Genomic DNA, 25,128 nt, shown 5'->3' with positions numbered 1-25,128 from the left:
CCCGGAGAGGAACGAACCCATGAATGCACTGACCAGCAAATTCGCCATGGCCGCCGCAATGAGCGTTGGGCTGGCCCTCGGCGGCTGCGCAACCTCGCCGTATGGCAATGACGGCAACTACAACCGCGGCTATCAGGGACAGAGCGGTTACGGTCATGGCGACCGCAGTGTGCGCTGCCAGGCCTGCGGCGTGGTGCAGGAAGTGCAGCAGGTCTACCTCGACGGCGGCAGCGGCAATGGCGGCACGCTGGGCGCGATCATCGGCGCGGTGGCCGGCGGGGTGCTCGGCAACACGGTCGGCAAGGGCGATGGCCGCAAGGCCGCCACCGTGGCCGGCGCGGTGGTCGGTGGCGTCGTCGGCAACCAGGTCGGCAAGCGCAACAGCGGCAGCGACGTCGCCTGGCGCATCGTGGTGCGACTGGACGACGGCCAGTACGCCACGGTGACCCAGCGCGAGAACCCCGGCGTCCGCAGCGGCGACTATGTCGAGGTGCGCGGCGATCATGTCTATGCGCGCTGAGTAGTTCGCGTACGGACGTCTGGACGTCCAAATGAAAAGGCCCTCGCAAGAGGGCCTTTTTCGTTCATGCGGTCACAAGCGGTCGCTGAATTGTTCGGAAGTGCAGCCAGGGAAGGCCGCCCATTGGACTCTCGCGATCATGGATGACCGCAAGGACTGATCCTCAGTTCACCGCGTAGAACGCATGCTCGCCGATGGTCACACTGGGGCGGTTGTGCGACCAGGCCGGCGAGACTGCGGTCGAGGCGAAGTGGTCGGCGCGCGGCACCAGTATGCGGCGCTGCGCCACCGGCAGTTGCCAGTTCTCGATCGACATGCCGGCCACCTGCCACGCCTTGCCGAAGGCTTCCAGGTTGGTGATCTCGAATGAGCCGGGTGTGGTCGTGGTGGCGAACTGGTGAGGCGAGCTCACCACCTTGCACACGGTGTTGCCCCAGCGGCCGCGGTCGCGGCGACGCAGCGCCACTTCCGCCACGGCGAGCTGACCATTGGTCGACTCGCTGCGCGCCTCGAGGTAGACAGTGGTGGCCAGGCAAGCCTGGTCGGCGGCGGGCTGGGGCATCAGGGTCGTCAGCCACAACAGCATGGAAAGTTTCATGGTTCTGCCTCCAACGTGCTGTACGCGCGAAGCAGACCGCGGCTTCGAACGCCGTTGCGGTGGACGGGCGGGCAGGCCGTTCCACCTGGATCAATCGCCATGGCCGAAACTTGTGGCCGTGACGCTTTGCCACGGGAATGTGGCGGGTCGAGCGGCAGGTCATGCCGATCGGGGGAGCTTGATGTTGTCGGGCGTTGCGCGGCCGTTCGGCCGTGTTGCCTTCGACTACGACGCACTCGTTGGCTGCGAGGCGGTGTTCCATCCGGCGTTGTTTCTGCCGGGTCGCGCCGATTCGGATTCTTCCGGTTCGTCGCGTGTATCGGCACCCCGTGTTCCGGGTGCCGCGATATTCGATCGGCGGAGCCTAGTGGCGGAATTCGCCGCTGGCAAGTGCCGCGGGTGCGAAGTTCAGTCGACGCTCACGATCCGTTGACGAGTGCTGTACGCGCGATTCACCTGCGTCGACAGTCCATCGTTCACGCTGGCCACGACGTGATGATGCCGAGCGCGAGATCATCGTCGAATGGCTGCGGATGCGCGCAGGAAAGCTGCGCCGCGATGTCGTCGGCAAGTACGACGAGCGCTTCGTTGCCGTCGTTCGTCGCGACCACGTCGAGCACGCAACCGACCACGCGCCCGTCACGATGCAATGCGTTGCCGGCGGTCGTTGCTTGCGACAAAGTGACGCGATGCAGGTGGCGTTTGTGGCCGCCGCGAAAATGCAGCCGCGCGACGATTTCCTGACCCGGGTAACAACCCTTGTCGATGGCGACGGCCTGCAGACGATGCAACGACAGGGCCGGCGGCAACAACTCGCCCAGCAAAGGCGTCGGCAGCCACGGCCAGCCTGCGTGCAATTGCGGCAGTCGCCACGCGTCGTCGCCCGCACCGACGGCGCTGATGCGCAGGCTGTACGTGTCGCCACCAAGCGACACGCTTTCGCCGCCGTCGATGACCGCATGCAGCGGCAACGCCGGGCCGGTGGCGAGCGCGCGCGGCGGCAGCGCCGTCACGGTAAGTTTCGCGCGGAACACGAAGCGACGCAGTGCATCGGCCATCGCCGCGGCATCGCCTCCACGCAGCAGCAGCAGGTAACGCTGGTCGGCGAGCCGGGCCAGATGGAACAGTGCGCGTACGCGCCCCTGCGGATCGAGCCATGCGCTGAATTGCCAGTGGCCGGTGGCGAGCGAATTGATGGCGCTGCTGAATTGCGCCTGCGCAAAAGCCGGCGCGTCGTGGCCTTCGAGCAGCAGGGTTTCGGCGGGAAGATGTGTCGGCATGAGGTTGGCGCAGCTGGGGGCAGGCGGATCGGGGCACAAGTGGTGACGCGATGATTCCGTGGCGTCGATGCGGTGTGCATGGTTGTACTGCATTGCTGCAAGTATTAACCTTTACCGGCTTTCAAAAACCATGTCCGATACCTTCTCTCCAGCCGAATCCACACCAGTTTCCGTTCCGGCGGAAACGACAGCCGTGCCTGCGGGCCCGGCAGCGGACAAGGCGTCGGAGGAGCGACCGGCTCCGGATCCCACGCGTTACGGTGATTGGGAAAAGAACGGACGCTGTATCGACTTCTGAACGGTCGCGCGACGCATGTCGTCGTCGCGTATCAGGACAGGGGAAGGTGCGGCATGAGCACCAGCGATTCCACACAGGATAGCCGCCATGGCAGATACGCAACGACCGCTCTCCCCGCACCTGCAGGTTTACAGGTGGCAGATACAGATGGTGACCTCCATCCTGCATCGCGCCACCGGCATCGCGCTGGCCATCGGTACTCTGCTGGTGGTGTGGGGGCTTCTGGCGCTGGCCTCCGGTGAGGCGACTTTTGCGCAGTTCAGGATCTGCATCGGCAGCCCGCTCGGCCTGATCCTCCTGCTGGGTTGGAGCTGGGCGCTCAGCTATCACCTGTGCAACGGCATCCGCCACCTGGTGCAGGACACCGGCGCAGGCTACGCGATCCCGCAGTTCGTGCGTTCGAGCTGGTTGTCGGTGGTTGGCAGCGTCGTGCTGACGGTCGTCATCTGGGCCTTCGTACTGATTGGGGGTGTGGCATGAACCTGCGCGTGGGTACCGACGACGTGCGCAGCCAGCTGCGCCATCCCATGAAGTTTGCGCGTGGCCTTGGCTCGGCGCAGCACGGTGCGGATCACTGGTGGGTGCAGCGCGTCACCGCTGCCGCGCTGATTGCGCTCGGCCTGTGGTTCCTGGTCACCGTGCTCTCGCTGCTGCACGCCGACTACGCCTCGGCGAAGGCCGCGGTGGCGAAGCCGTGGAATGCGTTGCTGCTGATTCTGTTCGTGGTCACCGCGTTCTGGCATGCCGTGCTCGGCCTGCAGGTGGTGATCGAGGATTACGTGCACACCCGCTGGAAGGAAGTGGTGCTGCTGGTGGCGATCAAGTTCCTCGCGGTGCTGGGCGCGCTTGCGGGCGTGCTGGCCGTGCTGCGCATCGCATTGGGAGTCTAAGACCGTGGAAAGCTACAAGATCCAGCAGCACAAGTACGACGTGGTGGTGGTCGGCGCCGGCGGCGCCGGCCTGCGCGCCACCTTCGGCCTCGCCGAGAAGGGCCTCAAGGCGGCCTGCGTCACCAAGGTGTTTCCCACCCGCTCGCACACCGTGGCGGCGCAGGGCGGCATTGCCGCCGCGCTCGGCAACATGGGCGAGGACGACTGGCGCTTCCACTTCTACGACACCGTGAAGGGTGGCGACTGGCTGGGCGACCAGGACGCGATCGAATACATGTGCAAGAACGCGCCGCAGTCGGTGATCGAGCTGGAGCACTACGGCGTGCCGTTCTCGCGCACCGAGGACGGCCATATCTACCAGCGCCCGTTCGGCGGCATGACCACGCACTACGGCAAGGGCACCGCGCAGCGCACCTGCGCCGCCGCCGACCGCACCGGCCACGCCATCCTGCACACGCTGTACCAGCAGGCGCTGGCGCATGACGCCACGTTCTTCGTGGAGTACTTCGCCACCGACCTGATCTTCGACGAGGAAGGCGTCTGCCGCGGCGTGCTGGCGCTGGACATGAACGAGGGCACGCTGCACGTGTTCCGCGGCCAGGCCGTGGTGCTGGCCACCGGCGGCTACGGCCGCGCCTATTTCAGCGCCACCTCGGCGCACACCTGCACCGGCGACGGCGGCGGCATGGTGCTGCGCGCCGGCCTGGCGTTGCAGGACATGGAGTTCGTGCAGTTCCATCCCACCGGCATCTACGGCGCCGGCTGCCTGATCACCGAGGGCGTGCGCGGCGAAGGCGGCTACCTCACCAATTCCAACGGCGAGCGCTTCATGGAGCGCTATGCGCCCAGCGCCAAGGACCTGGCATCGCGCGACGTGGTCAGCCGGGCCATCACCATCGAGATCCGCGAAGGCCGCGGCGTGGGCGAGCACAAGGACCACGCCTTCCTCAACCTGATGCATCTGGGCGCCGAGGTGATCCACGAGCGGCTGCCGGGCATCGCCGAGTCGGCGCGCATCTTCGCCGGCGTGGACGTGACCCGGGAGCCGATCCCGATCCTGCCCACCGTGCACTACAACATGGGTGGTATTCCCACCAACTACCACGGCGAAGTGGTGCAGAAGAAGGGCGACGACATCGACGCCGTGGTGCCGGGCCTGTTCGCCATCGGCGAGGCAGCCTGCGTGTCGGTGCACGGCGGCAACCGCCTCGGCTCCAACTCGCTGCTCGACTTGGTGGTGTTCGGCCGCGCGGCGGCGCATCGCTGCGCCGAACTGATCCAGCCCGGCGCCGCGCACAAGGACCTGCCGGCCAGCGCGCTGGACAAGGCGCTGGCGCGCTTCGATGGCTTGCGCCACGCCAACGGCGAGCTGCCCACCGCGCAGATCCGCCTCGACATGCAGCGCACCATGCAGGCGGACGCCGCCGTGTTCCGCACCGGCGAGACACTGAAGGAAGGCTGCACGAAGATCGACAAGGTGCACGACTCGTTCAAGCAGGTGAAGGTCAGCGACCGCTCGATGGTATGGAACTCCGACCTGATCGAGACGCTGGAGCTGGCCAACCTGCTCGACCAGGCGGTGGCCACCATGCACTCGGCCGAGCAGCGCCCGGAAAGCCGCGGCGCCCACGCGCGCGAGGACTTCCCCGAACGCAACGACGCCGAGTGGATGAAGCACACCCTGGTGAAGGTGGACGAACGCGGCAAGACCAGCTTCGACTACCGCCCGGTGCACATGTTCACCCTGACCGACGAGGTCGAGGTGGTGCCGCCGAAGAAGCGCGTTTACTGATACCCGGACTGGAGAGCCACTGTGGCAGAGTTTTCGCTACCCAAGAATTCCAAGATCCAGCCGGGCAAGCACTGGCCGGCGAAGGACGCGAAGAAGCCGCGCACCTTCCGCATCTACCGCTGGAGTCCGGACGACGACCAGAACCCGCGCATCGACACCTACGAGGTCGACCTGGCTGCGTGCGGCCCGATGGTGCTGGACGCGCTGCTGAAGATCAAGAACGAGATCGATCCCACGCTCACCTTGCGCCGCTCCTGCCGCGAGGGCATTTGCGGTTCGTGCGCGATGAACATCGACGGCACCAACACGCTGGCGTGCATCTGCGCGATCGACAAGATGGCCGCGGGCGACGTGAAGATCTACCCGCTGCCGCACATGCCGGTGGTGAAGGACCTGGTGCCCGATCTCACCCACTTCTACGCGCAGTACGCGTCGATCAAGCCGTGGATCCGCACGCAGAGCGCGGTGCCCGACAAGGAGCGCCTGCAGTCGCCGGAGGACCGCAAGAAGCTCGACGGCCTGTACGAGTGCATCCTGTGCGCCTGCTGCTCCACCAGCTGCCCGAGCTACTGGTGGAACGGCGACAAGTACCTGGGCCCGGCGATCCTGCTGCAGGCCCAGCGCTGGATCGTCGATTCGCGCGACGAAGCCACCGGCGAACGTCTGGACGACCTGGAAGACCCGTTCAAGCTGTATCGCTGCCACACCATCATGAATTGCACGCGCACCTGTCCGAAAGGCCTCAACCCGGCCAAGGCGATCGCGGAGATCAAGAAGCTGATGGTGGAGCGCCGCTCGGCCTGAGCACGCTGCCCACGCCGGCAAGCGACAGGCCGCCATGCGCGGCCTGTCGCGTTCTGGCGCAACGGCTACACTTCGCATGCATGGATAACGACCGAGCCTGGTGATGGATGAAGCACGCATCAAGCGCCTGCGCTGGCGCGCCCGCCGCGGCACCCGCGAGCTGGACGCCCTGTTTGGCGGCTGGCTGGACGATCGCTTTGCCAGCGCCGACGAAGCGCAGCGGCAGGCATTCGACGAACTGCTCGATGTGCAGGATCCGGACCTGTGGGACTGGGTGATGGGCCATGCGCGTCCGCAGCGGGCGGACTGGCAGGCGATCATCGATGACATCCGCGCCCGCCATCGGCTTTGAGTACCGGCCGTCGCGATGGCTGCGGCGGGCCCTGCTGCTGGTCGCGGCGCTGGCCCTGCTCGCGGTGGCGCTGAGCGCGCTGCCGACATGGCTGGAACTGCTGCTGGCGATGCTGGTGGTGCTGACGACCTGGCAGGCGCTGCGCCGCGTGAACAGCAGCCCGGTGGTGGCGGCCGGCTGGAGCGCCGGGCATGCCTGGAGCTTGCGCCTGCACGATCATGCCGACCTACCGGCCACGCTGGCCTCGTTCCGCGTGCTAGGCGGATTCGTGCTGCTGCGCCTGCATACGGCGGAACGCGGCACGCAGGTGCTGTTGCTGGGGCCGGACAACAGCGACACAGACATCCGCCGGCGCCTGCGCATGCGTCTGGCCACGGTCCAGCCGGGCGAGGCGCTGCCGCGACTGTGACCGGCCGGCAACTTTGCCGCCGCAGCACGGTCCGAGCGAATGCCCGATAATGGGCGACCGGGCGGCCCGCCCTGCAATTCCCACCAGCGACCCGCCCATGTTCCGACCGCTCGAACTGTTCATCGGCCTGCGCTACACCCGCGCCAAGCGGCGCAACCAGTTCATCTCCTTCATCTCCACCGTGTCGATCGTGTGCATCGCGATCAGCGTGATCGCGCTGATCACGGTGATGTCGGTGATGAACGGCTTCGACTACCAGATGCGCTCGCGCATCCTCGGCGCGATCTCGCATGCCACCGTGTCCGGCGTCGGCGAGAGCGTGCAGGACTGGTCGCGCGCGCTGAAGATCGCCGAGGCGAATCCGCACGTGCTGGGCGCCGCGCCTTACGTGGAGAGCGAGGCGATGCTGCTGGCGCGGCGCTCCAGCGGCGCGCTGGTGCGCGGCGTGGAGCCGGCGCAGGAGCCGAAGGTCGTCGACATCGACAAGCACATGCTCGAGGGCAAGCTCGATCAGCTCACCCCGGGCAGCTGGAACATCGTGCTGGGCCGCGAACTGGCGATGACGCTCGGCGTCACCGTGGGCGACCGCGTCACCATGGCGGTGCAGCAGCTGCGCGCCACGCCGATGGGCAGCGTGCCGCGCATGCGCGTCTTCCACGTGGTGGGCACGTTCGAGCTGGGCATGGAGCAGTTCGACTCCGGCCTGGCGCTGGTCAACATGGGCGACGCCGAGAAGCTCAACGACCTCAGCGGCCCTACCGGCATCCGGCTGAAACTCGACGACCTGTTCAACGCCCGTCCAGTCGCGCGCGAGCTGGCCGACCAGCTCGGCCAGATCTACCGGGTGCAGACCTGGATGGACACCAATGCGAACCTGTTCGCCGCGCTGTCGATGGAAAAGATGGTGATGTTCATCATCCTGTCGCTGATCATCCTGGTCGCGGTGATCAACCTGATCTCCATGCTGATGATGCTGGTCACCGACAAGCAGGCCGACATTGCGATCCTGCGCACGCTCGGCGCCACCCCGCGCAGCATCATGGGCATGTTCATGGTGCAAGGCGTGCTGGTGGGCTTCGTCGGCATCGGCTTCGGCGTCGGCTTCGGCTCGCTGCTGTCGTGGAAACTGCCGGGCATCATCAAGTGGATCGAGCACACCTTCCACGTCACCTTCCTGTCGCCGGACGTCTACTACATCAGCGAGGTGCCGAGCCGGTTGGACTGGTACAACGTGGGCTGGACCGCGCTGCTGACCTTCGCGTTCTCGCTGCTGGCCACCCTCTATCCCGCGTGGCGCGCCTCGCGCACGCAGCCGGCGCAGGCGTTGCGCTATGAATAAGGCCGTCATGAAACCCGCGACCGAACACGTGCTGCGCGCCAGCGGCGTCGCCAAGACCTACGCCGAAGGCGGCCTGCGCACCGAGGTGTTGAGCGACGTCAGCTTCACCCTGAAGCGTGGTGAGACGATGGCGATCGTCGGCGCCTCCGGTTCGGGCAAGAGCACCTTGCTGCACATCATCGGCGGACTCGACACGCTCACCGCGGGCGAGGTGGAAGTGGATGGCCGCGTGCTGTCGAAACTGTCCGACGCCGAGCGCGGCCGCGTGCGCAACCGCTCGCTCGGCTTCATCTACCAGTTCCATCACCTGCTGCCCGAGTTCACCGCGCTGGAGAACGTGTGCATGCCGCTGCTGATCCGCGGCACCTCGATCGCGCAGGCGCAGAAGCAGGCGGTCGCGCTGCTGGAGCGGGTCGGGCTGGGTGGGCGCGCGCAGCACAAACCGTCGGAGCTGTCCGGCGGCGAGCGCCAGCGCTGCGCGGTGGCGCGCGCGCTGGTGACCCGACCGGCCTGCGTGCTCGGCGACGAGCCGACCGGCAACCTCGACGAGGGCAACGCCGCGCAGGTCTACGCGCTGATGCTGGAACTCAACCGCGAGATCGGCACCAGCTTCGTGCTGGTCACCCATGATCCGCAGCTGGCGGCAAAGATGGACCGCACCCTGGTGCTGCACAACGGCGTGCTGCAGGAAAGCCCGGGGGCCTGACGCTGCGCTCCTCACCATGTATGCAGGGGGAGGCTGGGTGGGGTAGCCCGAGCTTGCGGCAAGATCAAGAGCCACCCCTCCCTGACCCTCCCCTGCTGGGCAGGGGAGGGGACCCATCCTGACGGGTTCGGCAAGTCGTCTGGGTGAGCGCCTACGCGTTTTTCATCCTCATCGTCGCGCGCGTCACGTTAGGCTCGGCTTCTTCCAGGAAGGGACGGGCCGGCGGCATGACGCGAACGACGGCAATCATGGCGGCGCCGGCCTTGCTGGCCGGCGTGCTGCTGGTGCAATGGTTGCCGCAATTACCGCCGTCCTGGTGCCTGGGCTTGCTGTTGCTGATGGCCGCAGGGCTGGCCTGGCGCTGCCCGCGCTGGCGCTGGCTGGCCTGGCTGCTGGCCGGTATCGCCTGGGCGGCCTGGCGTGGTGGTCTGGCGATGGACGCACGCCTGCCGCGGGCGCTGGAAGGGCGCGATCTTGCGGTCATCGGCACGATCGCCGAGCTGCCACTGGCGCAGCCGGACGCCAGCCGCTTCACCTTTAAGGTGGAGCAGGCCACGCTGGATGGCCAGCCGGTTGCGCTGCGCGGCCGCGTCACCGTGGCCTGGTACGAGGATGCGCCGCCGCTGCGGCCGTGCTCGCGCTGGCGGCTGTCGCTGCGCCTGAAGCGGCCGCGCGGGCTGCTCGACCCCGGTGGCGCCGACAGCGAGCGCTCGGCGCTGGAGCGCGGCATCGTCGCCACCGGCTACGTCCGCGACGATCCGGACAACGCGCCGCTGGCCGTCGCGCGCTGGTGCGTCGACGGCGTGCGTGACGCGGTGGCCCGCGGTATCGCGGCGCGCGTGCGCGACCGGCATGATGCGGCCTTGCTGCAAGCGTTTACGGTTGGCGACACGCGCGGGCTGCAGCAGCGCGACTGGGCGGTGGCGCGCGCGAATGGCGTATCGCATCTGATCGCGATTTCCGGCTTCCACGTCGGCGTGGCGGCCGTATTCGGGGTGGGGCTGGCCTGGCTGGTTTACGCGTTGTGGCCGCGGCTGGGTCTGCACCTGCCGCGGGTGCAGGCGCAGGCCGCCGCGGCGTTGCTGGTGGCCGCGCTGTACAGCGCGCTGGCCGGCTTCGGCTTGCCCACGGTGCGCACCCTGCTGATGATCGCGGTGGTAACGCTGGCGCGCTGCAGCCGCCGCGGCGCGAGCGGTGCGCATTCGCTGGCGCTGGCGCTGATCACGATCCTGCTGGCCGATCCGCTGGCGGTGCTGGCGGCCGGCTTCTGGCTGTCGTTCGTGGGCGTGGCGTTCCTGATGCTGTGCCTGCAGTCGCGCGGCCGCGGCCTGCGCGCGTTTCTGCACGAGTTGTCGGCCGGGCAGCTGCTGATGACGGTGGCGCTGCTGCCGCTGACCCTGTGGTTCTTCGGCCAGGCCTCGCTGGTGGGCGCCTTGTCCAATCTGGTCGCGGTGCCGCTGGTCAGCTTCGTGATCGTGCCGTGCGCCTTGTCCGGCATGCTGCTGCTCGGCCTGTGCCCGCCGCTGGCCGCGCCGGTGCTGTGGCTGGCGGCGCGCATTGCGCACGCGCAATGGTGGCTGCTGGAGCAGATGGCCGGTTGGCCCGGCGCGCAGTGGTACCTGCCGGCGGTGCAGGCGCATGCGCTGCTGCTGGCCGTGCTCGGTGCGCTGTGGCTGTTCCTGCCGCGTGGCGTGCCACTGCGCTGGCTTGGCCTGCTGCTGTTCCTGCCGCTGCTGTGGCCGCCGAACCCGTCGCCGCCGGAGGGTGCGTTCAAGGTCTGGGTGCTCGACGTGGGGCAGGGCCAGTCCGTGCTGCTGCGCACCCGCAGTCACGTGCTGGTGTACGACGCCGGCGCGCGCTACCCGTCCGGCTTCGACCTGGGCGAGGCGGTGGTGCTGCCGTCGATCCATGCGTTGGGCCTGGGGCGGGTCGACATGCTGATGGTCAGTCACGGCGACAACGACCATGCCGGCGGTGCCGAGGCGGTGGCGAAGGCGTTTCCGCGGGCGTCGCGCTACGCCGGCGAGCCGTCGCGGCTGCACCTGCCGATGCAGCAGTGCGTGGCCGGTCAGGCGTGGCAGTGGGACGGCGTGCGCTTTCGCGTGCTGAACCCGGCTCCCGGCGCGGGTGACCGCGACAACGACAGCTCCTGCGTGCTGCTGGTCGAGGGCGGCGGCGGACGCCTGCTGCTGACCGGCGACATCAGCTCCGCGGCCGAGCCGCAGGTGGCGGCGGCGCTCGGCGCGGGGCCGCCGACGGTGCTGCTGGTACCGCATCACGGCAGCGGGACCTCATCCGGCGCCGCCTTCATCGCTGCCGTGCGGCCGCGTCTGGCGCTGGTGTCGGCGGGTTGGCGCAACCGCTTCGGCCACCCCAGGGCGCAGGTGCTGGCGCGCTACGCCGACGCGCAGGTGCCGGTGTTCGACACGGCCCGGCAGGGAGCGATGGCGCTGGATTTCTCCGCCGACGCGCCGCCGCGGCGCGAGCCAGGCTGGCGTCAGCGACAGGCGCGCTACTGGCGCGAGTGAGCCGCGGCGGGGAATGCCACGCGTGCCGCAGTACGACGGGGCGACGCTGCTATCATGCGCGCTCCTGTCAGGTCGCGCGTCGGGGTCGAAAAGTGCTGGAAATTCTGCTGGCTGGCGGCTGGGCGATGGTGCCCATCCTGATCTCCTCGGCGATTGCCCTGGCGATCGTGCTGGAGCGTTGCTGGACGCTGCGCCGCAAGTCGGTGCTGCCACCGGGCCTGGGTGACGAGGTGCGCCAGTGGGTGCGCTCCGGCCAGCTCGACCCGCAGCATCTCGAGAACCTGGCCAACGGCTCGCCGCTGGGCGAACTGCTGGCCTCCGCCCTGGTGGTGCGCCGGCAGTCGCGCGAGCTGATCAAGGAGCGCATCGAGGACACCGGCCGGCACGTGGTCCACCGGATGGAGCGCTACCTCAACACGCTCGGCACGATCGCGCTGATCGGCCCGCTGCTGGGCCTGTTCGGCACGGTGATCGGCCTGATCCGCATGTTCATGGAAGTGATGGCCGGCGGCATCGGCGATCCGGCCCGGATGGCCGGCGGCATCGGCGAGGCGCTGATCTGCACCGCGGCGGGCCTGACCGTGGCGATTCCCGCCTACGTGCTGCACCGCTACTTCCGCTCGCGCGTGGCCGGCTACCGCATAGAGATGGAAAAGCAGGCCACGGCGCTGCTCGACGAGCTGACCCTGGCCACCGCTGCAGCCACCGCGCCGGTGCGTCCGCGGCGCGCGCCGGCAACCCCGAGCGTGGGCTGAGGCGCACCGATGCGTATCGGCGACGACCGCCGCGGCGACGAGTTCGAGATCAACGTGATCCCGTTGATCGACGTGCTGCTGACCCTGCTGATGTTCTTCGTGCTGACCAGCACGTTCATCCAGCACTCGCGCATGCAGGTCACCCTGCCGCAGGCGAGCACGCCGGACCGCGACCTGGATACGCAGGCGCTCACCATCATGATCGACCGCGACGGTCGCTTCTACGTCGGCAGCGACGAGGTGATGGGCGAGGGCATCGAGGCGCTGAAGCAGACCATCGCGCGCAATGCGGGCGACGATCGCGCGCGGCCAGTGACGATCCGCGCCGACGCAATGACGCCCAACCAGAACGTGGTCACCGCGATGGACGCGCTGGGCCAGCTCGGCTTCACCCGGCTGTCGATTGCCACCACGCCAAGCAAGTCGGGTAACGGCCGGTGAGCAGCGGCAGGATCGGCGTGTGGGATGCCGAGAGTCGGCGCGTCTACAAGCGCCTGCTTGGCTACACCCGGCCTTACTGGGCGGTGGGCCTGATCGCACTGGTCGGCATGGCGGTGGACGGCGGTGGCCTGGCGGTTTTCACCAACCTGCTCAGGCCGATGTTCGACGAGCTGTTCCTGAACAAGGATCCGTACCTGATTTTCTGGATGCCGATCTGGATCCTGGCCATCTTCGCGATTCGCGGCATCGGCACTTTCGTCAGCAGCTACGGCATCTCCTACATCGGACGCAACATCGTGCAGGCGATACAGCACGACGTGTTTGCGTCCTATCTGCGCCTGCCGGCGACCTTCTTTGGCCGCGAGCCGTCCGGCCAGCAGATTTCCCGCATCACCTACACCAGCGAACAGGTCGCCTCGGCCTCGACCGATGCGGTGAAGATCGCGGTGACCGAAGGTGTCACCGTGATCGGCATGTTCTACGTGATGTTGCACAACAGCGCCTACCTCACGCTGGCGCTGCTGGTAATGATCCCGGCGATCATGCTGATCGCCACCGTGGTCAGCCGGCGCTACCGGCAGATCAGCCGGCGCATCCAGGGCAGCATGGGTTCGGTCACCGGTACGGTGGAGGAATCGGTGGGTGCCCATCGCGAGGTGCGCATCTACGGCGGCCAGCAGCATGAAGCGACCCGTTTCGATGAGGTCACCCATCGCGCGCGCCGGCTCAACCTGAAGATTGCGGCAACCAATGCCAGCTCGAGCACCGCGATCCAGACGGTGGCGGCGTTCGCGCTCGCGGTGCTGGTGTTCCTGGGCACGCGGCCGGGTGTCATCGATCAGATTTCTTCGGGCGTTTTCATCGCCGTGCTCACCGCGATGGGCGCCATGATGCCGTCGCTGAAGCGACTCGCCACCGTACAGGCGAACATCCAGCGAGGGATCTCCGCGGCGGAGGATCTGTTCGGGGTCATCGACATGCCACCGGAGCTCGACCAGGGTTCGCGCGAGCTGACGCGCACGCGTGGCGACCTGCGTTTCGAGGACGTGCGGCTGACCTACCCGCGCAACGACTTCGAGGCCCTGCGCGGCGTCGACCTGCATTGCACGCCCGGCACGGTAACTGCCCTGGTCGGCCGCTCCGGCAGCGGCAAGAGCAGCCTGGTCAGCCTGCTGCCGCGCTTCTACGAGCCCAGCGCCGGGCGCATCGTGCTGGACGGCGAGGACTACCGGGAGTACACGCTGGCCTCGCTGCGCCGGCAGATCGCCTGGGTCGGGCAGAGCGTGGTGCTGTTCGACGACACCGTGGCCAACAACATCGCCTACGGCGAACTGGCCGGCGCCAGCGAGGCGGAGATCGTGGCCGCCGCCGAGGCAGCGAACGCGATGGAGTTCATCGCGCGCCTGCCGCAAGGCATCCACACCCCGGTCGGGCAGAGCGGCAACACGCTGTCCGGCGGCCAGCGCCAGCGTATCGCGATCGCCCGCGCGATCCTCAAGAACGCCCCGATCCTGGTGCTGGACGAGGCCACCAGCGCGCTCGACACCGAATCGGAGCAGCTGATCCAGCAGGCGCTGCAGCGGCTGATGCGTGACCGCACTACGCTGGTGATCGCGCACCGCCTGTCCACCGTGGAAGGTGCCGACCAGATCGCGGTGATGGAGCAGGGCACCATCATCGAGCGTGGCACGCACGCCGAGCTGGTCGCGCTGGACGGGCAGTACGCCGCGCTGCACCGGATGCAGTTCCACGATCATGCGATCAACCAGGGCAGCGACTGAGGCCATTCCATGGCGCTGATCGACACGCTCGAATCGGCCTGGTACGGCAACGGCCGTGCCCCATGGTGGACGGCGCCGCTGGCAGCGCTGTACGGCGGCGTGATCCGCCTGCGCGGCGCGCTCTACCGGCGCGGCTGGTTGCACAGCGTGCGTCTGCCGGTGCCGGTGGTGGTCATCGGCAACCTCACGGTGGGCGGCACCGGCAAGACGCCGCTGACGATCGTGCTGGCCCGCGCCCTGCGCGAGCGCGGTTGCCGGCCCGGCGTGATCAGCCGCGGCTACGGCGGCAGTCAGCGCGAACCGCTGCTGCTCGGCGACGCGCCCGACCCGGCGCAGGTCGGCGACGAACCCTGCCTGATCCGCGCCGGCGGCGTGCCGGTGGCGGTGGGGCGCGACCGCCCCGCAGCGGCGCAGCTGCTGCTGGATGCCGGCTGCGACGTGCTGATCGCCGACGACGGCCTGCAGCATTACCGCCTGGCGCGCGACGTGGAGGTCTGCGTGATCGACGGCGTGCGCCGTTTCGGCAACCGCCGGCTGCTGCCGGCCGGGCCGCTGCGCGAGCCGCTGGACCGGCTGCGCCGTGTCGACCTGCGCGTGTGCAACGGCGGCGCGGCCGAAGCCGGCGAGTATCCGATGCAGCTGCACGGCGGCGAGGCGATGGCGTTGGACGGCAGCCGCACGCAGGCACTGGCGGGCTTTGCCGGCCAGCGCGTGCACGCGGTGGCGGCGATCGGCAATCCACGGCGCTTCTTCGACAGCCTGCGCGGGCACGGCATCGAGGTGATCGGCCATGCGTTCGCCGACCATCACGATTTCGTCGCGGCCGAGCTGGATTTCGGCGATGGCCTGCCGCTGCTGATGACCGACAAGGATGCGGTCAAGTGCCGCCGTTTCGCCCGGCCGAACTGGTGGCGGGTGCCGGTGCAGGCGCAGCTGCCGGACGCGTTTTACGCGGTGTTGCTCGAACAGCTGGACGGTTTGTGCCGCAAAACGGGTTCGCCTGCCACGTAGACCCGGCGCGCCAGGCTGCCGCCGATCCAGTAGCACAGCTCGCCCGGCTGGCGCACGTTCCACGCCACCAGGTCGGCGCGCTGGCCCGCCGCCAGCGTGCCCCGATCGTGCAGCCCCAGGGCGCGGGCGGCGTTGATGGTCACCCCACGCAGTGCTTCTTCCGGAGTGAGCCGGAACAGCGTGCAGGCCATGCCGGCAGCCAGCCGCAGCGACAGCAGCGGCGAGGTGCCGGGGTTGCAGTCGGTGGCGATCGCGATCGGTACACGCCGTTCGCGCAGCGCCGCGACCGGCGGCAGTTGCGTCTCGCGCAGCGCGTAGAACGCGCCGGGCAGCAGCACCGCGACGGTGCCGGCCTGCGCCATGGCGGCGATGCCGGCTGCGCTCAGGTGCTCCAGGTGGTCGGCCGACAGCCCGCCGAATTCGGCGGTCAGGGCGGCGCCGCCATGATCGGACAATTGCTCCGCGTGCAGCTTCACCGGCAGGCCGAGTTGCGTCGCGCGCTCGAACACGCGGCGGGTTTCCTCGCGGCTGAAGCCGATGCCTTCGCAGAATGCATCGACCGCGTCGACCAGGCCTTCGGCGGCGAGCGCGGGCAGCATGCCGTCTGCGACCAGCGCCACGTAGTCGTCGCGCCGCTCGCGGTATTCCGGCGGCAGCGCATGCAGGCCGAGGAAGCTGGTGCGCACCGTGATGCCCAGCTCGCGGCCGAGCCGCCGCGCCACGCGCAGCATGCGACGCTCGCTGTCCAGCTCCAGTCCGTAGCCGGACTTGATCTCCAGCGTGGTCACGCCGTCCGCCAGCAGCGCGCGGGCGCGCGGCAGCGATTGCGCGAACAGCTGCTCCTCGCTGGCGTCGCGGGTGGCGTTGACGCTGGAAACGATGCCGCCGCCGGCGCGGGCGATGTCCTCGTAGCTGGCGCCGTTCAGGCGCAGCTCGAACTCGTGTGCGCGGTCGCCGCCGAACACCAGATGCGTGTGGCAGTCGACCAGCCCCGGCGTGACCAGCGCGCCATCCAGCGATTCCACTTTCTCGGCGAGTGCGGCCGGGGCGTCCGGCAGATCGCCCTGCCGGCCGACCCAGGCGATGCGGCCGTGGTGCAGCGCGATCGCGCCTTGTTCGATCAGGCCGTAGGGCGCGTCGCCGGCGAACGTGGCCAGGGTGGCATTGATCAGCAGTCGATCCCAGCGTGGTTCGTTCATGGCGTGCCGGTTCCGCGTGGGTGGTGGGATGATCGCAAGGAGCCTGCGGTCAGGGCGCGATTATCGCAGACCGCATATCCACCTGTAGGAGCCCGCTCGCGGGTGATGCTTTGGCTTGTGTGCTGCGCGGGAGGGCTTCAGAGTCAAGAGCTTTCGTGCGCCTTCGGCGCGCGAGTCACTTTCTCTCGCTTGCCCGAGAGAAAGTAACCAAAGAGAGGGGCACCCCGCTTGGCGCTTGCCGGGCTCGGGCAACTGCTCCTGCGTTGCCTCCACTCGGGCATCCATGCCCTCGCCATGCCCGGCAAGTCCGTGAGCCGGGGCCGGGCTTTTCGACAGAACATCCATGTGCTGTCGAAAAGGAACCGACATCCTGTCGGTTCCCGCTGCGCGGCCTGTCGACCCCGACTCACCGCCGCGCAAGGGACCCCGGGTAGAGCAGCGGGCCATCCTGGCCCGCACTCGGTGGAAAAGCGGAAGGCCGAAGCAGCAGCAAGGCATCGCCTTGCTGCTGCTCTGCTCTTGATCTGGCTCTTCTGAAGAGTGCGCGCAGGATGCGCGCTGCTTTACCCCGGGGTCCCCTCTGCAGCGGCGGGCGGGCGAAGGAAAGCCCGCAGGGTGGCTGGCATGGATGCCGGCCAGTTTTTCGCCAGCACAGGCGACGGCATGGATGCCGGAGTGGAGGCAACGCAGGGAGCGGTTGCCCGATGCCCGCAAGCCGCGTAAGCGGGGTGGCCTTTCTCTTGGGTTACTTTCTCTTTACTCCGGACATCCTGCCCTTCGCCCTTCGGGCCAGCTTCGCTGTTCGCGCACGCATCCTGCGTACGCGTGGCCACGCAAAGAGAAAGTGACTCGGGCGCCGAAGGCGCACGAAAGCTCTTGCTTCTAAAGACTCTCGCCTCGAAACAAAGCAAGAGCATCGCGCACAAAGTGCGCTCCTACAGTGAGCACGACCGGTCAGCGCGGCCGCCAGCGCGTCTCGTACAGGTCGAAGCGGCGATCCTTGAGGTTCTGCACGGCGCCAGCGTTGCGCGCGCTGGCCAGGCTCTCCAGGCGCAGGTCGGCGAACAGTACGGTCTCGATGTTCGGCGTGGAATCGGCGGCGATGCCGTCGCGCGCGAACGGAAAGTCGCTCGGCGTGAGGATGCAGCTCTGGCCGTACTGGATGTCGAAGTTGTTGACGCCCGGCAGGTTGCCCACGTTGCCCGACAGCACCACGTAGCACTGGTTCTCGATTGCCCGCGCCTGTGCGCAGTAGCGCACGCGCAGGTAGCCCTCGCGCACGTCGGTGCAGAACGGCACGAACAGGATCAGCGCGCCCTGGTCGATCAGGTAGCGTGCGACCTCGGGGAACTCGGTATCGTAGCAGATCATCACCCCGATCGGGCCACAGTCGGTCTGCACCGTAGCTGCGCTGTCGCCACCGGTGATGTTCCACACGTTGCGCTCGCTCGGCGTGGGGTGCAGCTTCTCGCGCTCGTGGATGGAACCGTCGCGCAGGCACACGTAGCAGACGTTGTGGATGTCGCCGTTGGCCTGCTCGGTGGGGTGCGTGCCAGCGATGATGTTGATGTTGTAATGGACGGCCAGACGGCTGAACAGTTCCTTCACCTGCGGCGTGTACTGGCTCAGCTTGCGGATCGACTCCACCGGCGACAGTTCGGTGTTCTCGATCGACAGCAGCTGCAAGGTGATCAGTTCGGGGAAGGCGACGAAGTCGGCGCTGTAGTCGGCGGCGATGTCGGTGAAATACTCGACCTGGGTGGCGAATTCCTCGAACGACTTGATCCGCCGCTGCTGGTACTGCACCGAAGCCACCCGCACCGAGTCGGGCAGCAGCCGCGCCGAGGTGATCGACGGGATGTCGGGCTGGTCGAGCAGTTGCGGGTTGCGCCAGGCCAGGTGCACGGCGTAGCCCAGCGATTCGTGGTCGGACGGCACATAGGCGCGCAGCACGCCGATCACCTCGAAATCGTTGGCCAGCTGGAAGCTCAGCGTCTGATCGCGGCGCCTGCCTTCCACCACGGCCTGCACGTAGGCCTCGGCGCTGCCGTAGCGCGCCATGTTCCGCGCCAGCCCCGGGATGCGCCCGCCGAACACGATGCCGCGCAGCTTGAGGTCGACGCACAGCCGCTTGCGCGCGCGGTACAGCCGCTGGCCGATGCGTATGCCGCGGTAGGCCGGGTGCACCACCACTTCCATGCCATACAGCCAGTTGCCGTCCGGCTTGTGCCGCGAGGCCATGCCGCCGGCGGTGATCTGCATCCAGGTGTGGGTGCTGAGCGCGGCGGCCTCGTCGATGCGGAAGGTGGCGCAGTAGCCCACGATCGCGCCTTCGTACTCGACCACGAACTGGCCTTCCGGGAAGTGCGTCTGCTGTGAACGCAGCATCTCGGCGGAATGGCCCCATTCGGGCGTGTAGATCCGCGCAGTGAGCTCGACCAGGGCTGGCACGTCGGCTGGAGTGGCCAGGCGCAGCCGCAGTTTCGGGGTGTTTTCGCTGGTCTTCCGGGTCATCGCTCGATTATGCCCGGCCCGGTCGCGGGCGCAGGTGAAAGGGACTTCACGGGGCCGGTTACACTGCGCGCATCGTGCACGGGAGCCAGACCGATGAGTGACAGCGCCGCCATTGCCCAGTTCAAGGCCGACCACCTGTGGCAGGCGCATGGCTGGCAGGCCGATGCGGTATTCGGCGTGGCCGCCGACGGGCGCCTGCTGGCGCCGACCGGCGCGCCCGCCGAGACGTTGGGTCGCTGGGTGCTGCCGGGCATGCCGAACCTGCATTCGCACGCGTTCCAGCGCGCGATGGCCGGCTTGGCCGAGCGACGCGGACATGCTGGTGCGATCTTCCCTGATCGCGAAGATCAAAAAGCGGCCGTCCCTGGCCGCACTCCTCAAAAAAGCGAGGACAACTTCTGGAGCTGGCGCGAGACGATGTACGCGTTCGCCGCCACGATCGGCCCGGACGAACTGCAGGCGATCGCCGCCCAGCTCTACGTGGAGATGCTCAAGGCCGGCTACACCAGCGTCTGCGAGTTCCACTACCTGCACCACCAGCCGGATGGCACGCCGTATGCGCCGCCGGAGGCGATGTCGCTGGCGCTGATCGAGGCGGCGCGCGAGGCCGGCATCGGCCTGACCCTGCTGCCGGTGCTGTACATGAGCGGCGGTTTCGACGGCCGTGCGCTGAGTGCGCGCCAGCGCCGCTTCGGCCACGCCGTCGATGCCTGGCTGCGCCTGCTGGAAACGCTGCGCCGGCAGCAGAGCGACGAGGTGAGCGTGGGCATCGCGCTGCATTCGCTGCGCGCGGTGCCGGAGCCGGCGCTGCGCGAGGTGCTGACCAGCGAGCTGGCGGCCAGCGGGCCGATTCACATCCATATCGCCGAGCAGGTCGGCGAAGTGCAGGACTGCCTGGCCACCCGCGGCGCGCGGCCGGTGGAATGGCTGTTCGATCACGCCGCGGTCGACGCGCGCTGGTGCCTGGTCCATGCCACCCACCTGACTGCGGCGGAAACCGCGCAGCTGGCGCACAGCGGCGCGGTGGCCGGGCTGTGCCCGACCACCGAGGCGAACCTGGGCGACGGCCTGTTCCCGCTGGCCGACTATCTCGATGCCGGCGGCACGCTCGGCATCGGCTCGGATTCGCACATCTCGATCTCGCCGGTGGAAGAACTGCGCTGGCTGGAATACGGCCAGCGCCTGGCCACGCGCCACCGCAACATCGCCGCGCGGCAGCCGGGCGACAGCGTGGGCGAGACGCTGTGGCGCGCCGCGCTGCGCGGCGGCGCCCGGGCCGCGGGGCGACCGCTCGGCGAACTGCGTGTCGACGCGCGCGCCGACCTGATCGTGCTGGACGATGGTTCGCCGCTGCTGGCCGCACGCGATGCGCGCTCGGCGCTGGACAGCTTGCTGTTCGCCGGCAATACGCCGCTGGTGCGCGACGTGATGGTCGGCGGGCGCTGGCAGGTGCGCGGTTTCCGCCATCGCGACGAGGAACGTATTGCGGCGCGTTATCGTGGTGTAGTATCACGACTGCGTTGATCCGGGCCGGTTCATCGGCAGGAGCCTGGGGGCGGGTATTCCTTTCCGATTTCCCGTCCGAGGCATCGCCTGCCAGTGGACTTTCGCGGCGATGGTCGGCGTGTCTGAGCGGCGTCTGATTTTCTCAACGAGTCAGCCAATGGGGGAGTTGCCATGCAAGGTTCCGCCGATCTGGGCAAGTTGGTGCTTCGCATCACGCTGGGTGTGCTGATCCTGTTCCATGGGGTGTCCAAGCTGATCCACGGGCCAGGCTATGTCCTCGGCGTGGTGACCGGGGCCGGCCTGCCGTCGTTCGTAGCCTACGGCGCGTACGTGGGCGAGGTGGTGGCGCCGCTGCTGCTGCTGGTCGGGTACTGGACGCGGGTCGGTGCGCTGATCATCGTGGTCAACATGCTGTTCGCGATCGGGCTGGTGCATATGGGCCAGCTCGCCACGCTGGCCGACACCGGCGGCTGGGCGCTGGAACTGCAGGGCATGTTCCTCGGCACCGCGCTGGCGATCATGCTGCTCGGCGCGGGCCGCTACAGCTTCGGCGGCAGCAACGGCCGCTGGAACTGAGCGGGCTTTCGTCCGCCATCGTTTGACCGGAACGCCCGCCTGCAACGGCGGGCGTTTCGTCTTCGCTCCGTGGTGCTCGCCCGGATGCTTCGCAGGCGCGGCGCGATTTGCCACACTCGGCGCTTTCCCCGATGCACCGCATGCGTACGAATGCTCCTGCCGCGGTGGGATTGGCGCTGGTCTCGGCGCTGTTCTTCACGCTCACCTATGTGCTCAACCGCAGCCTCGTCGCCGGTTCGCTCGACGTCCTTGCCGCGGCGCTGATCACCGGGTCGACCCGCTCGTCATCCTGCGTGCGATCGCTAGCGGCCTGCTCGGCCGGGCCGCGTTCCAGGGCGGCCTGCCGGTCGCGGCGCTGGGCCTGCTGCTGCAGTGGGCGATGTCGCTGCTGATTGCGGCGATCTTCGTGTTCGCCGCCGGGCGGATGGCCTGGCTGGGCCGGCGCTGGATCACTGCCGGCCTGCTTTATGGGGTGGTGGTGTTCGTGGTGATGGAGTACGTGGTGGTGCCGCTGTCCGCGGCGGCGAAGCCGCATTTCACCGCGCTCTCGTTCGTCGAGAACCTGCTGGCGATGTGCCTGTTCGGCCTGATCGTGGCGTTCTTCGCCCGCGGGGTTCGGCGCCGTTCGCCGCAAGCCGCCTAGCCCGGCAAGGCTGGGGCACCGGCGCGAGCTACACTCGGCGGGGTCGGGGCGTCGCGTGCTCCGGATTGAAAAGCGAGCCGATGACCGATCCTGCAGACGGGCTTGTCCACCACGGCACGCCCGCGTTCCGCCGCACCAACCTCGCGCTGTTCGCGGCGGGGCTGGCCACCTTCGGGCTGCTGTACTGCGTGCAGCCGCTGATGCCGCAGTTCAGTCACGACTATGGGGTGAGCGAGGCGGGGGCGGCGCTGTCGCTGTCGCTCACGACTGGCGTGCTGGCGTTCGCGATGCTGTTCGCCGGCGGCGTGTCCGACGCGCTGGGGCGCAAGTCGGTGATGGTGGCCTCGCTGCTGGCCTCGGCGCTGCTGGTGCTGGCCAGCGCGGCGATGCCGACCTGGGGCTCGCTGCTCGTGGTGCGCACGCTGCTCGGGCTGACCCTGAGCGGCCTGCCGGCGGTGGCGATGACGTATCTCGGCGAAGAGATGGACGCGGAGTCGATCGGCCTGGGCATGGGCCTGTACATCAGTGGCAGCGCGGTCGGTGGCATGGGCGGGCGGCTGATCAGCGGCGTGCTGGCCGACTTCTTCGGCTGGCGCATCGGCGTGGCGGTGGTCGGCGTGATCGGCGTGGTGGCCGCGCTGGTGTTCTGGCGCTTGTTGCCGCCGTCGCGGCATTTCACGGCACGGCCGCTGCGCTGGCGCAGCTTGCTGGGGCGCTTCGCCGGCATGTTCCGCGACCGCGGCCTGCCGTGGCTGTTCGTCGAGGGCTTCCTGCTGCTCGGCGCGTTCGTCACCGTCTACAACTACCTCGGCTACCGGCTGATGGCGCCGCCGTACGGGCTGAGCCAGGCGGTGGTGGGGTCGATCTTCGCCATCTATCTGATCGGCACGTTCAGCTCAGCGTGGATGGGGCACCTGGCGGGCAAGCTCGGGCGGCGCAAGGTGTTGTGGACGGCGTTCGCGCTGATGCTGGCCGGCGTGGCACTAACTGTGGCGCGGCCGCTGCCGCTGGTCATGCTGGGTATCGTGGCGATCACGTTCGGCTTCTTCGGCGGCCACTCCATCGTCAGCAGCTGGGTCGGCCGGCGCGCCGGCACGGCGAAGGCGCAGGCCGCGTCGGTCTACCTGTTCTGCTACTACATGGGTTCCAGCATCGCCGGCGCCAGTGGAGGGTTGTTCTATGCATCGCACGGCTGGAACGGCGTGGCGTTGTTCACCGGCGCGCTGGTGCTGGCCGGCTTGCTGATCGCGCTGCGACTGTTCCGCCTGCCGCCACTGGTGAACGTGGCGACGCCGCCCACGCCGATGAGCCGGGGCGCGATGCCGTAGGAGCCGGGATTCGGAAGTTGGGGATTCGGGATTCGGAAAAGCCGAAGCTGGCGATGCGGTGCTCTTCCGAATCCCGAATCCCGAATCTCAAATCCCGGCCTTGAGCATGCCCTTCACCGCCTCGTAGTCGCCGTCGTTCGCGGCGGCGGGCAGGCCGAGCAGGTGGGTCATCAGCGGGTAGACATCCACGTTCGGAAATGCCGGCAGCTTTGCGCCGACGCGGAACGCGGGGCCGTACGCCACGAACAGCGCCTGCATCAGCGGTTCGGTATTGTCGTAGCCGTGCTCGCCCAGGCTCAGTCGGCCCTTGCGCTTGGCCGCGTAATCGCTGGTGGTGATGCGCCAGTGCACGTTCGCCAGGCACAGCAGCTGCGGCACGCGTGGATTCCTGCCGTAGGCCAGCCGCGCCGGCACGCGGGTCTTGTCCCAGCACTGCATGTGCGGGTGCGGCTGCTCCAGGGTCTGTTCGACCTTCGCGAAGTCCGCGCGCGCCGCGGCGCTGTCCGACGTCGGGTTGAAGCCGGCCAGGATGCCCATGTTGACCATCTGCACCTGGTCGAGCGGGACCAGTTCGTCGATCATCACGCTGTTCGCTTCCGGCACGCCGGCCATGCCGTGGTCGGACAACACGATCAGGTTGATGTGGTCGAACAGGCCGCGTTGCTTCAGGCCGTCCACCAGCCGGGCCAGCGCCGCGTCGGTGCCGCGCAGCGCGGTGTTCACCTGCGTCGTGTCCGGGCCGTAGACATGGCCGGCGTGATCGACCTCGTCGAAGTACAGGGTGAGGAAGCCGGGCCGTTCGGCATCCGGCAGGTCCAGCCACGCCAGCACCTGGTCCACCCGCTGGTCGGCGGTCACGCTGCCGTCGAACGGCTTCCAGTAATCCGGATGATGGCCGTGGATGTCCGCCTCCGAGCCGGGCCAGAACATGGTGGCGGTGCGCACGCCGTGCCGGTCCGCCGTTTCCCAGATCGGCGTGCCTTCGGCCCACCAGCGGCCGTTGCTGACCGCCTCGCGGTTGCCCAGCGAGAACTTGCCCAGTCGCGGATCGAACATGGTGTTGTTGACCACGCCGTGATGGTCCGGGGTGAGGCCGGTGACGAGGGTGTAGTGGTTCGGGAACGTCAGCGAAGGGAACGCCGGTTGCATCGAGGCGGCTTGCACGCCGCCTTGCGCCAGCATCGCCAGAGTCGGGCTGAGCCCGCGCTGCAGATAGTCATGACGGTAGCCGTCGATCGAGATCAGCAGCAGGGGGGCGGGTTTGCTGGCCGGCGCGGCGAGGGTGACTGCCGGCGTGGTGGGGCGTTGCGTGGCACAGCCGTAGCTTAATGCTGCCAGTGAACACAGCAGCAGGCGAAACAGGATTTTCATGCAGGGAACCTTACGATGTGCTCAAACCATCCTGCATGATTGCGCACCATCATGACCATTTCACATCCCGCCTGGCACCCCCCGTTTCTACGCACGCTGTTGGTGGGTGTACTCGCGCTCGCTCCGCTGGGCGCCGCGTGTGCCTGGCAGCAGTCCGGCACGCAGCCGGTGATCCGGCCGGTGCCGCCGAGCGTGCGCTTCCAGCAGGACGCGCAACAGCAGCACGTGCGCGACGAATTGCAGAAGAGCCAGCTGCAGCAGCAGCTTCGCCAGGGCGTGTCGGACAAGGCGAAGCTCCCGGCGGACGCACGCGGCCGCCGGCGACTCGATCAGGCCGACCAGGCGCAACGCGAGCGCGATCGCGCCCGGCAACAGGATCTGCTCGACCGTGAGCGCGATACGTCGAACCTGCCCCGGGTGGTGCCGCAGGCACTGCCGGCAGTCGCGCGCAGCGGCGGCTGACGTTCAACCAAACCATCGCGTAGGG

Annotated in this window: 25 protein-coding genes; 20 read left to right on the top strand and 5 right to left on the bottom strand. The window is 68.4% G+C overall.

Annotated elements, in window-relative coordinates; genetic code table 11:
• Positions 1-19 precede the first annotated feature (19 nt).
• Entirely contained in the window at positions 20-520 is a 501-nt protein-coding gene (locus LRK53_RS12645; protein WP_027491854.1) for an outer membrane lipoprotein, read from the top strand.
• Between the two features lie 163 nt (positions 521-683).
• On the opposite strand, the gene LRK53_RS12640 is transcribed toward LRK53_RS12645, so the two are convergent.
• Positions 684-1,118 (bottom strand): cell wall hydrolase, encoded by a 435-nt coding sequence (locus LRK53_RS12640; RefSeq protein ID WP_027491855.1) that lies wholly within the window; start codon positions 1,116-1,118, stop codon positions 684-686.
• 476 nt (positions 1,119-1,594) lie between these two features.
• The gene (ygfZ, locus tag LRK53_RS12635) at positions 1,595-2,398 is read right to left on the bottom strand and encodes a CAF17-like 4Fe-4S cluster assembly/insertion protein YgfZ (RefSeq protein WP_027491856.1); all 804 of its coding nucleotides are present in this window, start codon (positions 2,396-2,398) and stop codon (positions 1,595-1,597) included.
• A gap of 67 nt (positions 2,399-2,465) precedes the next feature.
• Here ygfZ and LRK53_RS19470 point away from each other — a divergent pair, with 67 nt between their 5' ends.
• From LRK53_RS19470 to lpxK, 14 genes are all read left to right on the top strand, one after another.
• Positions 2,466-2,696, top strand: coding sequence for a DUF1674 domain-containing protein (locus LRK53_RS19470; protein ID WP_369491340.1), 231 nt, complete (start codon positions 2,466-2,468; stop codon positions 2,694-2,696).
• A gap of 87 nt (positions 2,697-2,783) precedes the next feature.
• Positions 2,784-3,176 (top strand): succinate dehydrogenase, cytochrome b556 subunit, encoded by a 393-nt coding sequence (gene sdhC, locus LRK53_RS12630; protein WP_027491857.1) that lies wholly within the window; start codon positions 2,784-2,786, stop codon positions 3,174-3,176.
• Positions 3,173-3,586: a succinate dehydrogenase, hydrophobic membrane anchor protein gene (gene sdhD, locus LRK53_RS12625; protein ID WP_027491858.1), complete on the top strand. Its 414-nt coding sequence runs from the start codon at positions 3,173-3,175 to the stop codon at positions 3,584-3,586. Before sdhC ends, sdhD begins: the two co-directional genes overlap by 4 nt.
• Before the next feature lie 4 nt (positions 3,587-3,590).
• A complete protein-coding gene (sdhA, locus tag LRK53_RS12620; protein WP_027491859.1) occupies positions 3,591-5,378 on the top strand; it encodes a succinate dehydrogenase flavoprotein subunit in 1,788 nt (595 codons plus the stop codon).
• A 21-nt stretch (positions 5,379-5,399) separates the two neighbouring features.
• On the top strand, positions 5,400-6,182 hold the full coding sequence (locus LRK53_RS12615) for a succinate dehydrogenase iron-sulfur subunit (RefSeq protein WP_027491860.1): 783 nt from the start codon (positions 5,400-5,402) through the stop codon (positions 6,180-6,182).
• 103 nt (positions 6,183-6,285) lie between these two features.
• Positions 6,286-6,534 (top strand): FAD assembly factor SdhE, encoded by a 249-nt coding sequence (locus LRK53_RS12610; protein WP_027491861.1) that lies wholly within the window; start codon positions 6,286-6,288, stop codon positions 6,532-6,534.
• Positions 6,506-6,943 (top strand): protein YgfX, encoded by a 438-nt coding sequence (locus tag LRK53_RS12605; protein ID WP_027491862.1) that lies wholly within the window; start codon positions 6,506-6,508, stop codon positions 6,941-6,943. The genes LRK53_RS12610 and LRK53_RS12605 overlap by 29 nt, the downstream gene beginning before the upstream one ends.
• A 97-nt stretch (positions 6,944-7,040) precedes the next feature.
• On the top strand, positions 7,041-8,282 hold the full coding sequence (locus tag LRK53_RS12600; RefSeq protein WP_027491863.1) for a lipoprotein-releasing ABC transporter permease subunit: 1,242 nt from the start codon (positions 7,041-7,043) through the stop codon (positions 8,280-8,282).
• Positions 8,283-8,289: 7 nt separating this feature from the next.
• Positions 8,290-8,988 (top strand): lipoprotein-releasing ABC transporter ATP-binding protein LolD, encoded by a 699-nt coding sequence (lolD, locus tag LRK53_RS12595; RefSeq protein ID WP_027491864.1) that lies wholly within the window; start codon positions 8,290-8,292, stop codon positions 8,986-8,988.
• Between the two features lie 227 nt (positions 8,989-9,215).
• A complete protein-coding gene (locus tag LRK53_RS12590) occupies positions 9,216-11,516 on the top strand; it encodes a DNA internalization-related competence protein ComEC/Rec2 (RefSeq protein WP_027491865.1) in 2,301 nt (766 codons plus the stop codon).
• A 107-nt stretch (positions 11,517-11,623) separates the two neighbouring features.
• On the top strand, positions 11,624-12,271 hold the full coding sequence (locus LRK53_RS12585) for a MotA/TolQ/ExbB proton channel family protein (protein WP_027491866.1): 648 nt from the start codon (positions 11,624-11,626) through the stop codon (positions 12,269-12,271).
• Between the two features lie 9 nt (positions 12,272-12,280).
• On the top strand, positions 12,281-12,712 hold the full coding sequence (locus tag LRK53_RS12580) for an ExbD/TolR family protein (protein ID WP_027491867.1): 432 nt from the start codon (positions 12,281-12,283) through the stop codon (positions 12,710-12,712).
• Positions 12,709-14,493 (top strand): lipid A export permease/ATP-binding protein MsbA, encoded by a 1,785-nt coding sequence (gene msbA, locus LRK53_RS12575; protein ID WP_027491868.1) that lies wholly within the window; start codon positions 12,709-12,711, stop codon positions 14,491-14,493. Before LRK53_RS12580 ends, msbA begins: the two co-directional genes overlap by 4 nt.
• A gap of 9 nt (positions 14,494-14,502) precedes the next feature.
• Complete coding sequence (gene lpxK / locus LRK53_RS12570) at positions 14,503-15,504, top strand: tetraacyldisaccharide 4'-kinase (protein ID WP_235642224.1); 1,002 nt, start codon at positions 14,503-14,505, stop codon at positions 15,502-15,504.
• On the opposite strand, the gene hutI is transcribed toward lpxK, so the two are convergent.
• A complete protein-coding gene (gene hutI, locus LRK53_RS12565) occupies positions 15,441-16,703 on the bottom strand; it encodes an imidazolonepropionase (protein ID WP_235642214.1) in 1,263 nt (420 codons plus the stop codon). The genes lpxK and hutI overlap by 64 nt on opposite strands.
• Positions 16,704-17,657: 954 nt before the next feature.
• Complete coding sequence (locus LRK53_RS12560) at positions 17,658-19,217, bottom strand: bifunctional GNAT family N-acetyltransferase/carbon-nitrogen hydrolase family protein (RefSeq protein ID WP_027491869.1); 1,560 nt, start codon at positions 19,215-19,217, stop codon at positions 17,658-17,660.
• A gap of 93 nt (positions 19,218-19,310) precedes the next feature.
• On the opposite strand from LRK53_RS12560, the gene LRK53_RS12555 reads away from it, so the two are divergent.
• The 4 genes from LRK53_RS12555 to LRK53_RS12540 all read left to right on the top strand — a co-directional run bounded on the left by LRK53_RS12555 (position 19,311) and on the right by LRK53_RS12540 (position 23,270).
• Positions 19,311-20,741 (top strand): formimidoylglutamate deiminase, encoded by a 1,431-nt coding sequence (locus LRK53_RS12555; protein ID WP_027491870.1) that lies wholly within the window; start codon positions 19,311-19,313, stop codon positions 20,739-20,741.
• 153 nt (positions 20,742-20,894) lie between these two features.
• On the top strand, positions 20,895-21,299 hold the full coding sequence (locus LRK53_RS12550) for a DoxX family protein (RefSeq protein WP_027491871.1): 405 nt from the start codon (positions 20,895-20,897) through the stop codon (positions 21,297-21,299).
• Positions 21,300-21,678: 379 nt separating this feature from the next.
• Positions 21,679-21,942: a hypothetical protein gene (locus LRK53_RS12545; RefSeq protein WP_235642212.1), complete on the top strand. Its 264-nt coding sequence runs from the start codon at positions 21,679-21,681 to the stop codon at positions 21,940-21,942.
• Between the two features lie 80 nt (positions 21,943-22,022).
• Positions 22,023-23,270, top strand: coding sequence for an MFS transporter (locus LRK53_RS12540; RefSeq protein ID WP_027491872.1), 1,248 nt, complete (start codon positions 22,023-22,025; stop codon positions 23,268-23,270).
• 87 nt (positions 23,271-23,357) lie between these two features.
• On the opposite strand, the gene LRK53_RS12535 is transcribed toward LRK53_RS12540, so the two are convergent.
• Positions 23,358-24,641 carry an alkaline phosphatase family protein gene (locus LRK53_RS12535; protein ID WP_027491873.1) on the bottom strand — a complete coding sequence of 428 codons (1,284 nt, stop codon included), beginning with the start codon at positions 24,639-24,641 and terminating at the stop codon, positions 23,358-23,360.
• Between the two features lie 51 nt (positions 24,642-24,692).
• On the opposite strand from LRK53_RS12535, the gene LRK53_RS12530 reads away from it, so the two are divergent.
• On the top strand, positions 24,693-25,103 hold the full coding sequence (locus LRK53_RS12530) for a hypothetical protein (protein ID WP_027491874.1): 411 nt from the start codon (positions 24,693-24,695) through the stop codon (positions 25,101-25,103).
• Positions 25,104-25,128: the final 25 nt, after the last annotated feature.

Origin of the sequence: Rhodanobacter thiooxydans (assembly GCF_021545845.1) — a bacterium.
Lineage (GTDB): Bacteria > Pseudomonadota > Gammaproteobacteria > Xanthomonadales > Rhodanobacteraceae > Rhodanobacter.
The sequence above is the reverse complement of the archived record's forward strand: the minus strand, read 5'-3'. Positions and strand labels throughout refer to the sequence as shown.